This window comes from uncultured Anaerovibrio sp. (assembly GCF_947302755.1).
Classification (GTDB): domain Bacteria; phylum Bacillota; class Negativicutes; order Selenomonadales; family Selenomonadaceae; genus Anaerovibrio.
Genome location: NZ_CAMYWM010000112.1, coordinates 1 through 8,605, shown reverse-complemented (window position 1 = coordinate 8,605; position 8,605 = coordinate 1). Strand labels below are relative to the sequence as shown.

10 protein-coding genes and 1 pseudogene are annotated in these 8,605 nt (G+C 46.3%); all 11 read right to left on the bottom strand.

The features are described from left to right. A pseudogene (locus Q0Y54_RS10090) lies at positions 1 to 1,240 on the bottom strand (hypothetical protein); the annotation flags it as partial. A gap of 203 nt (positions 1,241 to 1,443) precedes the next feature. Next, a complete protein-coding gene (locus tag Q0Y54_RS10085; RefSeq protein ID WP_297967202.1) occupies positions 1,444 to 1,746 on the bottom strand; it encodes a hypothetical protein in 303 nt (100 codons plus the stop codon). 15 nt (positions 1,747 to 1,761) lie between these two features. After that, positions 1,762 to 2,337, bottom strand: coding sequence for a major tail protein (locus Q0Y54_RS10080; protein ID WP_297967199.1), 576 nt, complete (start codon positions 2,335 to 2,337; stop codon positions 1,762 to 1,764). Next, positions 2,337 to 2,678 carry a hypothetical protein gene (locus tag Q0Y54_RS10075; RefSeq protein ID WP_297967197.1) on the bottom strand — a complete coding sequence of 114 codons (342 nt, stop codon included), beginning with the start codon at positions 2,676 to 2,678 and terminating at the stop codon, positions 2,337 to 2,339. The genes Q0Y54_RS10080 and Q0Y54_RS10075 overlap by 1 nt, the downstream gene beginning before the upstream one ends. Beyond that, on the bottom strand, positions 2,675 to 3,037 hold the full coding sequence (locus tag Q0Y54_RS10070; protein ID WP_297967194.1) for an HK97-gp10 family putative phage morphogenesis protein: 363 nt from the start codon (positions 3,035 to 3,037) through the stop codon (positions 2,675 to 2,677). Before Q0Y54_RS10070 ends, Q0Y54_RS10075 begins: the two co-directional genes overlap by 4 nt. Then, positions 3,034 to 3,348 (bottom strand): phage head closure protein, encoded by a 315-nt coding sequence (locus Q0Y54_RS10065; protein ID WP_297967191.1) that lies wholly within the window; start codon positions 3,346 to 3,348, stop codon positions 3,034 to 3,036. Before Q0Y54_RS10065 ends, Q0Y54_RS10070 begins: the two co-directional genes overlap by 4 nt. A 21-nt stretch (positions 3,349 to 3,369) precedes the next feature. Further along, a complete protein-coding gene (locus tag Q0Y54_RS10060; RefSeq protein WP_297967189.1) occupies positions 3,370 to 3,660 on the bottom strand; it encodes a head-tail connector protein in 291 nt (96 codons plus the stop codon). A 14-nt stretch (positions 3,661 to 3,674) separates the two neighbouring features. Continuing rightward, positions 3,675 to 4,829: a phage major capsid protein gene (locus Q0Y54_RS10055; RefSeq protein ID WP_297967187.1), complete on the bottom strand. Its 1,155-nt coding sequence runs from the start codon at positions 4,827 to 4,829 to the stop codon at positions 3,675 to 3,677. Further along, positions 4,816 to 5,598 (bottom strand): head maturation protease, ClpP-related, encoded by a 783-nt coding sequence (locus Q0Y54_RS10050; RefSeq protein WP_297967185.1) that lies wholly within the window; start codon positions 5,596 to 5,598, stop codon positions 4,816 to 4,818. Before Q0Y54_RS10050 ends, Q0Y54_RS10055 begins: the two co-directional genes overlap by 14 nt. Further along, positions 5,588 to 6,838: a phage portal protein gene (locus tag Q0Y54_RS10045; protein WP_297967183.1), complete on the bottom strand. Its 1,251-nt coding sequence runs from the start codon at positions 6,836 to 6,838 to the stop codon at positions 5,588 to 5,590. The genes Q0Y54_RS10050 and Q0Y54_RS10045 overlap by 11 nt, the downstream gene beginning before the upstream one ends. Then, positions 6,838 to 8,605: terminase large subunit (locus Q0Y54_RS10040; protein ID WP_297967180.1), on the bottom strand; the 1,768-nt coding region annotated here is incomplete at its 5' end. The genes Q0Y54_RS10040 and Q0Y54_RS10045, both read right to left, overlap by 1 nt.

Genomic DNA, 8,605 nt, shown 5'->3' with positions numbered 1-8,605 from the left:
CGTTGGCGACGGTATCCATAGCCGCCCCGGCAGCCTGTAGGGTATCAACCAAAACCTCGCCAAAAACCTTTATATTATCCTTGTTTTCGGCAATCAGCTCCACCATGGCTATTAGGCCGTCGGTAATCATAGGCATAAGCTCTTTAGATACCGGCAGCAAAGCGGCACCAAAAGCAGTCTTTAGCTGGCCCAGCTCCATGCTCATTTTTTGCCATTCAAGGTAGGTTTCATGGGCTTCCGCCGGATTTAATAATCCGGTGGTCTTTACATTTTTGCTTATAGCCATCAGGTCGCTGTATTCTTCAAGTACGGGAATTAAGGCCGCCCCTTTTGCGCCTAATATTTCAGCTGTAAAGGCTTCAACTTCCCCGGCCTCGCTGGCTGCCCGGTATCCCTTGGCAAGCTGCTCCAACTGCTCATTAATCTGTAGCAGCTGCCCGCTTTCGTCGGTAAGCGTAATACCAAAACGCTGTAAAGCTTTACTCGTATTATTACCCGACTCGCCCGCCGTTAAAAGCTGCTTATCTATCTTGGCTATAAAAGGAGCCAGTGTATTTATACTCGTACCGGCCAAATTAAAAGCCCTATTAAGCTGGCCCGCCTCGGCAGTGGATACATTAAGCCGCTGCTGTAGCTTATACAGGTTATTACCGGCCTCCATGGCCCCCTTTGTAATTTCAAAGAGTCCGCCGCCGGTGGCAGCTATAGCCATTACGGCCGCCATCTTGGCATTTAAAAGGCCATAGCCCTCGGATAATTTGCCTATACCTGACCTGGCCATGCCCGCGCCTTTGCTTATGGCACTAAAGGCCCCGGTTGATTTTGCCGGGATAGTATCAAAGGTTTTACCCAGCCCCCGGAGCTGTGCTTCCAATCCGGCTATAACCTTTTGTTGCTTCAGTAAAGCCATTTCACTGCGCTGTGTAAGATAATGGTCGGCCCCGTATTTTTGGCTCGTGCCTTTAAGCTGTGCCGCCATAATAGCCTCCAGCTTGCGCTGTGTTTCCAATTCCTTATTGATACCGGCAGCCTGAGCTTTAATTCGGGCCATTTCGTCGCCCGCGCCTTGTAATTTAGCTAAATCAACATCGGTCTGTAGCTTTATCTTTTTGGCTTCGGCATTGAGGCGACTTACAGCCTGATTTACGGTTTTTCCGGTGGTATCAAAGCCGAGCTTGAGGTCGTTCACATCAAGACCTAACGATATGTATAATTTATCAATTTCCTGACCTTTAGCCATCTAGTAAAATCACCCCATAATATCATCTATAAATTTTTGATTTTGCTTATTTTCTCTCTTACTTAAAATAACCATCTGAGTCAATAAAACATTAATATCGGTATCATCTATAGCGGCTACAGTCCAGCCGTAACCGGATTGTAGTCGCTCATAATATGATAATAGATTTTCGTACGGCGATAACTGGTCGTCGCTATCGCCGTTTATCCGTTTTTTGGTAAATCCTGTAATTTTTCAAAAGTGACCGTCTGTATCCATGTAAATAAGGCTTTAACTAATGGCACAATATCGGCCAAATCAACATTTTCATCAATGGCCTCCCGATTAACTACATCGGGGCGGCCAAATCCGATAATAATAAGCTCGACCTCTCTATCTAAAAATTCTTCCAGCGTAGCATTATCGTTATTTTCTTCTACTGACTGCAAAAAGGCCCGCCACACCTTCATTTTAGGCGGGGCGGGATAAACCTTTTTGCCGTCTATTTTAATAAACGGCTTTTCCATATGCTAATACCCCACTTATACAGCAGCATACCAAGCAGCGGCAGCCTCACCGGTGAGTCCGGCCTCTTCATCGCCCTGCTTGTAACTATTGCCGTCGCTGGTGCGGTAAATAGCCTTGCCGGTCAGTGTAGGCGTATTGTACTGGATATTTTCGGCCTTTGTTGCTGGCTTTTCCTCCGGTTCATTAAACTGAACCTTGAAGAACTTACAAAAGCGCTTTTTGCCGTTGCGCTTAGTGGTCTCAAAGGCTATAGCAAAATATGGTGCTACGTCGGATTTATTAGCTACCATTACGCCGTCGCTGATTTCGTGGCCCAGTAAAAGAGCCTTATATTCCAGCGGAAGTGTAGCGACGTCGATGGTAAGGTCGTACTCGCTGGTAACATTAGCCGTATCTACTGCCTGATTATCGGCGTAAAGTGTAGCGGATGCAGAAGTAGGCTTAATATCAATACCTCTGATGTGTGGGATAGATATAACCTCGCCATAGGTAGCCTCGCCGGATGCCGGATCATTAATCAGCTTGGCAACATGAAACCCGGTTAAACCAATAAAAGGCGAGTTAGTGATTCCGCTTGCTGTAATACTCATTAAACATTCACTCCTATTCTGTAATCAATAGCCTTTATTTTCAGGCCATTATCTGTTATTTCGGCCGCCTGAACACGCATGAAGTCGAGTCCAAGCATAATTCTATTTAATTTTTTGTAAATCTCGTTATATGCGCCGTCCTGTGTAACAATATGAAGCCTTATCGTTATACGACTTTCAATTTCTTCATTGTCGGCCGTCAGGGCTGGCACATCGGAGACAACTGTGTAGGTAATAAAAGGAAAAGCTTTAAAGTCGGGATTAAAATTGTGGAAAAAGCCCTTTATACCTAACGACTTTTTATTTTCATTTATAGCCTGTACAACCTGCTTAATTATCACTTTTTTAACCCCTCCTTTACTGCTGCCGCTACATTCTGCCTTATACTATCGCGGGCCGCATCTAAAGCCGGATATAAAAACGGCTTATTAATGGCCGGCGAAAATTCAACTATTTTACCATAGGCAATACCGTCGGGAGTAGTAGCATCGGCTACAATCTTAATTTTTAAGCCCTTGCTGGTAACTTGCTTATGTATAGAGTCACGTAATGCCCCGGTTAAGACCGGACAGCGGCTTTTAGCATCGGCCACAACGGCATCGGCCCCAGCTTGCAGGGCCTTTTTAGCTGCCGCCTCGACCTTTTCGCCTAAATGTAGCAATATTTCATTTACTTCTTTGTTACTGCGCCGAGCCATCATTCCACCACCTTACACATGATAGTGGTATAACCGGCTCGCTTATCGGCCAATACAGCCAAAATCTGATATTCAACATCATTGTGAAGTATCCGCATTTTTGGCGTAATGCCGGCTAAATACCGGATATAAATTTTATACTGCGTTTCTGAATTTTGCTGATTAGCACCAAAATACTCCCGGCCTGATACCGGTACAATATCGGCCCAAACGGTAACCACATCTCGCCAATCATCGACAATATTGCCGTAATCGTCCTGAATATTAGCGGGCTCCTGTAGTGTGATCCTATAGCGCATTTTGCCTAGATTCATACGGCAAGCTTCCTTTCTATCCTATAATGTCTCATATTGCAGCTGACGCAGCATAGTTTCAACTATACGGCTATAATTTTGCGGGACCTGTCCCTCAAGATTTCTGTTCTCATAGAGGTCAGCTATAAGTGTCAGCTGTACCATATCACCCTTCTCCTCTAGCTGAGGCTTACGACTTATCAGCAAATCATAATCATCAACAGCCCCTACTAATACAGCCCTTGAAACTGCCATTAATTTTGTGAGCAAAGTATCCTCCGCATCAGAGTCGATGCGGAGGTAATCCTTTACATCTGTTATTGTGATAGCCATAAGCCATCACCGCCTTACAACGTTACCTGGTAAGACTTCATAGCAGCAGCGTCAGCTACAACAGTATCAAAACGCTCAATTGCACGAATCAGAGTTGCATTTTTGGTGAATCCGGCCTGATCGGATACTGCAACCTCTACACCCTTGCGCTCGAAGAAAGCGAGGAAGTCGGACATGGAGCCGATATACATTGGAGCCTTGCGAGTTACGGTACCGGTACCAGTCTCGGAGGTTTCAAGAATGCTGTTGGAAATAACAACAACCTCCTTACCGCGGAAGCGATAAGTATCAGGTGCAGCAACATCAGGAACAAGCAATGGACGGTTCTGACCATCTTCCAACTCAGACATCCACTCAAAGCCATCCTGATTGGTAAAGATTTTTGCATTAGCATAGAATGCCGGGTCAAGATTTACATTTAATGCCTTGGTAACACCCTTCCAGGTGGAGATAGCAGTAGGGCTGTCAGTGATAGCTGCCAGCTTATCGAGAATCTGGGCATTCTCCGTATTAACAGCCTTACGAGCAAAGCGCTGACCAATGATACCCATAAGATTAAGGTCTGCATCCTGGAGCAGGCTGTTAGATACCGGGATGATATCGCCGTAGTCGGCAATCTCATAGGACAGCTGACTAAAATCAATATCACCCTGGTGAATCTCGTTGAGCTCATCAAACGCGATAAGGGTGCCAGTCTCAGCTCCTACGGTTGGCTGCTTACCAGCCTTGGAAAGAGCCACCTGCACATTGGTATAAGCCTTCAGCTGGGTGTAAGCTCGGCGCAGTTCAAGGAGTTGAGCAATCTGCTCCTCTGGTACCAGATAGCCGCCCTTTGCCGAGGTAGTCTCAACCTGGCCAGGAGTACCGGCAGCGTTAAGGAATGCCTTCTCATCTTCGTTGAGCTGACGACCAAACACCAGCTTATTAAATACACGGTTGCGCATAACAGCATCGGAAATCATGTTCTTTGCCGTTGCAGGAGTGGCTGTTGCAATAAAGTTTGTTGCCTCTGCATCTTCCATAGACTTAGCAATCTTGTAATCGCGAACAGCATCCTTCAGCTCGTTGGCAACCTTCATGGCCTCGTCGTACTGTTCCTCCTGCTGAAGCTGGGCAACCTTAGTTTTCAGCTCGTCTACAATCTTTTTGATTTCATCAGACTTCTTCATCGATTAATTCTCCTTCCATAATTGCGAGCATTATCTCAGCTCTAACTTTGTTAATATTCTTATCCTGTGGTAAATCCGCAACCGGTTGCGGTTTTGGAGCTTCTGGCTTTTTGGAGTTATCCACAGTTTTAATACCTTCCGGCATTTTCTTGAATGCCTTGTATGCGCCACCCACACATGCAGCTGTTTGGGTAGCTTCCAACAATTCAACCTGGAACCTTTCAGAGGTCTCTTTGCCGGTGAGCCATGTGGTTTCTTCAACCATCTGATGGATAGCCTCAGGGGTTACACCCTCAGCTGCAACCTTATTGTAGGTTGTTTCCAACCCCTCCTGAATCACATCAAGGGCCTTGATGGCCTGTTCCATGTCGTGGGCATCGCCACAACAACATGTTGCTGGTTTGTGTATCATCAGATACGCATTGGATGGAATCTTTCTCACGTCAGCGGCAAAGAATATCTGAGTGGCGATAGAACAAGCCCAACCATCAACAACCGCTGTGGTGGGTCCCTTGTGGCGGGCTATCATATTAGCAATGGCTACACCCGCTGGAACAGAGCCAACATCAGAGTTGATGTAAATAGTTAGTGGTGCTTCATCGTCAATATCTGCCAGCTGCTTCTTGATGTCATTAGGCCACTGATACCCGATGCCAGGGTCTCCCCACGCCTCGAGGCAGCCGCCCCATTCATCATCAACAATGTCGCCGGTAATATAGATTTCTGCCCCTTCTGCTTTGTTTACGACTTTGAGCATCTTATCCTTCACCTCCTTCTGCCGATTGACTAGCCACTTTCTGCACATAGGCAATGCCCACATCCTCCAGCTTCACATAGGAGCCGTTGACAATGTGGACATCGCCGCCCGGAGTTGGTGGCATATCGAGCTTTGCTCTCGCCTCGTTAGGCGAGTAGATGGCAGAGCTGACCATCTTCTGCAGAACATCAGCCTGTTGAGTAGGGTCACCTCTCAGAATAGTCCAGACGTTGAACTTGTAGCCAAGCCCTTCCTGTTGTTCTTTTCGGGTAAGCAGCTTCCTGTTAAACTCTTGCTCATATAGAGTGATGTTGTAAAGTAAGGTGTTTACATAGAAACTGAGGCTCTGAGCTGCGCTGTTAGCATAGCTGGATTTGCTGTAATCATTCAGCTGGTTCGGCTGGATGCCAAAGGCAGCCGCTATTTGCAACGCGTTATATTTTTTCAGTTCATAGAACTGGCTATCTGTAAGTTTGAGGTCAAGAGTTTGGATATCATATCCAACTGGCAGGGTTATCATCCTTCTGCCCTCATCCTTGGCCTGCTTTTCAAGCTGTTTCAGCATTACCTTTTGCTGGTCCCTGGAAAGGTCACCCACATACTTAACAACAGCATTGGCTGTGAGTCCCTTCTGGTAAAGGTCATTGAGAAACTGCTGGGAGGCTTTGGAGCCCGCCATATTTGTGGCCAAGATTTCACGTACTGACTTACCGGCAAGGCCGGAGCGGTCAGTTACCCAGCTTTTTACGTGCAGCATATCCTCAGGGTCCAACCAGTATGACTTGCCCGATTTGGTATCTGTGTAGTAGTAGGTATACTTGCGACTGGTAAATTCCTCCGTATTATTCACCCATATCTGAACCATATGAGGATCTAGGGGGTAGAGCCCCTTAACCTTGCCATTGATGCGCTCCACATAAACGTAAGCGTTGCCATAATGGTTGCGGCAAAATTCCAGATAAGTGAAAAACTGAATTGGCGTATACACATTATTAGGCGAAACAGACAGAAACAGTGATGTTTCGTGGTTCGTTTTTCGCTCCTTATCCGGGCCCATCAGATACACCGGCATCTTACCCAGCGCCTCAGATAATGTCTTGAGACAGGTAAAGTAGGTTATCTCGGATAGGTCCGTACCGTACTGCATGGCACTCTGACCACTAAAAAACAGCTCATTGATTTCTGATAGACTCATTGAGCTGCCCTGTGAATCGTTTTTAAAATAGCTTTTCAGCTTGTTTAGTATATTCATTATTCCCCTCCTTCCAAGGACTTGAGCCAAATATCCAGAGCCTCTTCACCGCTTGGACGGTTGGACTGCTTGCTTATCAGCCAAACCTTCCAGGCGTCAATGATGGCATCCACTGGGTCAATTCGCTCAGTCTGTGTCATTTTGTCTATCTTAATCTCACCAAAGCTGTTTGGTGCTGACTTGATAGCATTGATTACGCTCCATGTCATGAGAGCATTATCCTTGTCATAGCTTACCTGCCCGGCCTCCACAGACAGGGCAAAATCATTCGTTGGGTCATTGAGTGACCGGGCAGACTGTTTTACTTCTGTTATATCGCAGTCAATAACATCGTCAAGATCACCAAGAAAAGCGGCTGCATTATGGGCGTCATACCCACAACCAATGATCCTGATGTTGTGCTCGTTAATGATGTTGGCAAGGTCAGCTATGATGTGCTTGTAATCCGTCTTAATTCCATACATGCCAGATGTCAGAGTCAACAGCCCCTGCTTGGCCCATACACCATAAGGTGCCTTATCTGTCTTGATATGCTCTGCAAGCCGGAGCTCCGGCATATAGCTATGACTCCAAATGTAAACATTGTCATCCATCAACGGGAACAGCAGGGCGATACTTGTAAGGTCTCCGCCAGATGAAAGGTCAATGCCAAGAAAAGCTTCCCTCGTGACCATATCTTTAATTTGCGTATGGGTGCCGCCCCGCTTCCACTTTGCCAAATCAATGAGTGAGCCACCTGTGTATGTTACCCACTTGTTGAGGCTTTTGGTTTGAAAGTTGACCAGCTCCTCGCCCTGCTTCTCTTTTGCTTCAATAGCCTTGCTGGCATATACAGCCAGCTTCTCATCGTTGAGAGTGATATCATCCGGCTCAAAGAGCTTTAAAGGATTAGCCTTCGCCCAATTCTCTTTACCCCAGTCGTCGTCCTCTTTATCCATCTCAGCTATATATACAAACAGGCTATCCTTTTCCACCACACCCTCCAGAACTTTTTTACAGAATTGATAGTGTTCATAGCATGGTGATTTGAGATTGAAGCCTGCTGTCGTTATTGCTATGGTCAGCGCATTTTTAACCATATCCTGGCCATCAAGCATCAGTTTATACATTTGGTTGGTTGGATGTGCGTGGTACTCATCAATGATGGCCAGAATTGTTCTGAAACCATCAGCTGATTTTGTATCCCTGCCAATAGCCTTGATAACAGTACCAGTTACTTTGCTGGTGATAGTTCTGTCATGGGTGCGAATGTTATACAGCTCCGCCAAATCACTATCAGACTGAATGAACTTGGATACCTCATCCCATACAATATTTGCCTGGTCCTGCTTGGTGGCAGTACAGAATATACGACCATACTGGTACCCGCCAAAGGTGGCAAAGTCGTTGGCTAATTCTCCGGCAAGGAATGACTTGCCGTTCTGCCTGCCGATCTGCACATAAGCCTCACGGAATCGTCGGATATCACTCCGCTTTTTCCGCCAACCAAAAAGACTCCCAATAACAAAATTTTGGAAGCCTCTTGTTGTGAGTGCTTGCGCCTGTCCCTCACCAATGGTCAGGGTGTTGGCTATCTCGATATGTCGCTCAGCCTCTTCCACATCGAAAATCCACTCTGATTTTTTATTGGCCATGTCGTCAAGATGACGTTGTGCTGCCAGCCTTTCACTCCGTCCACATATCCTTTTTCCGCTTAAAACTAACTTGGCATACGCTGTGGTTCTATCTACCATTTGAACCAGTCCCCAGGAATTTGATAAATTTGTT

Bases quoted from the DNA above. Each gene is read 5' to 3' on its own strand.
- Q0Y54_RS10085 (WP_297967202.1), bottom strand. From the start codon at position 1,746: ATGGAAAAGCCGTTTATTAAAATAGACGGCAAAAAGGTTTATCCCGCC.
- Q0Y54_RS10080 (WP_297967199.1), bottom strand. From the start codon at position 2,337: ATGAGTATTACAGCAAGCGGAATCACTAACTCGCCTTTTATTGGTTTA.
- Q0Y54_RS10070 (WP_297967194.1), bottom strand. From the start codon at position 3,037: ATGATGGCTCGGCGCAGTAACAAAGAAGTAAATGAAATATTGCTACAT.
- Q0Y54_RS10065 (WP_297967191.1), bottom strand. From the start codon at position 3,348: ATGAATCTAGGCAAAATGCGCTATAGGATCACACTACAGGAGCCCGCT.
- Q0Y54_RS10060 (WP_297967189.1), bottom strand. From the start codon at position 3,660: ATGGCTATCACAATAACAGATGTAAAGGATTACCTCCGCATCGACTCT.
- Q0Y54_RS10055 (WP_297967187.1), bottom strand. From the start codon at position 4,829: ATGAAGAAGTCTGATGAAATCAAAAAGATTGTAGACGAGCTGAAAACT.
- Q0Y54_RS10045 (WP_297967183.1), bottom strand. From the start codon at position 6,838: ATGAATATACTAAACAAGCTGAAAAGCTATTTTAAAAACGATTCACAG.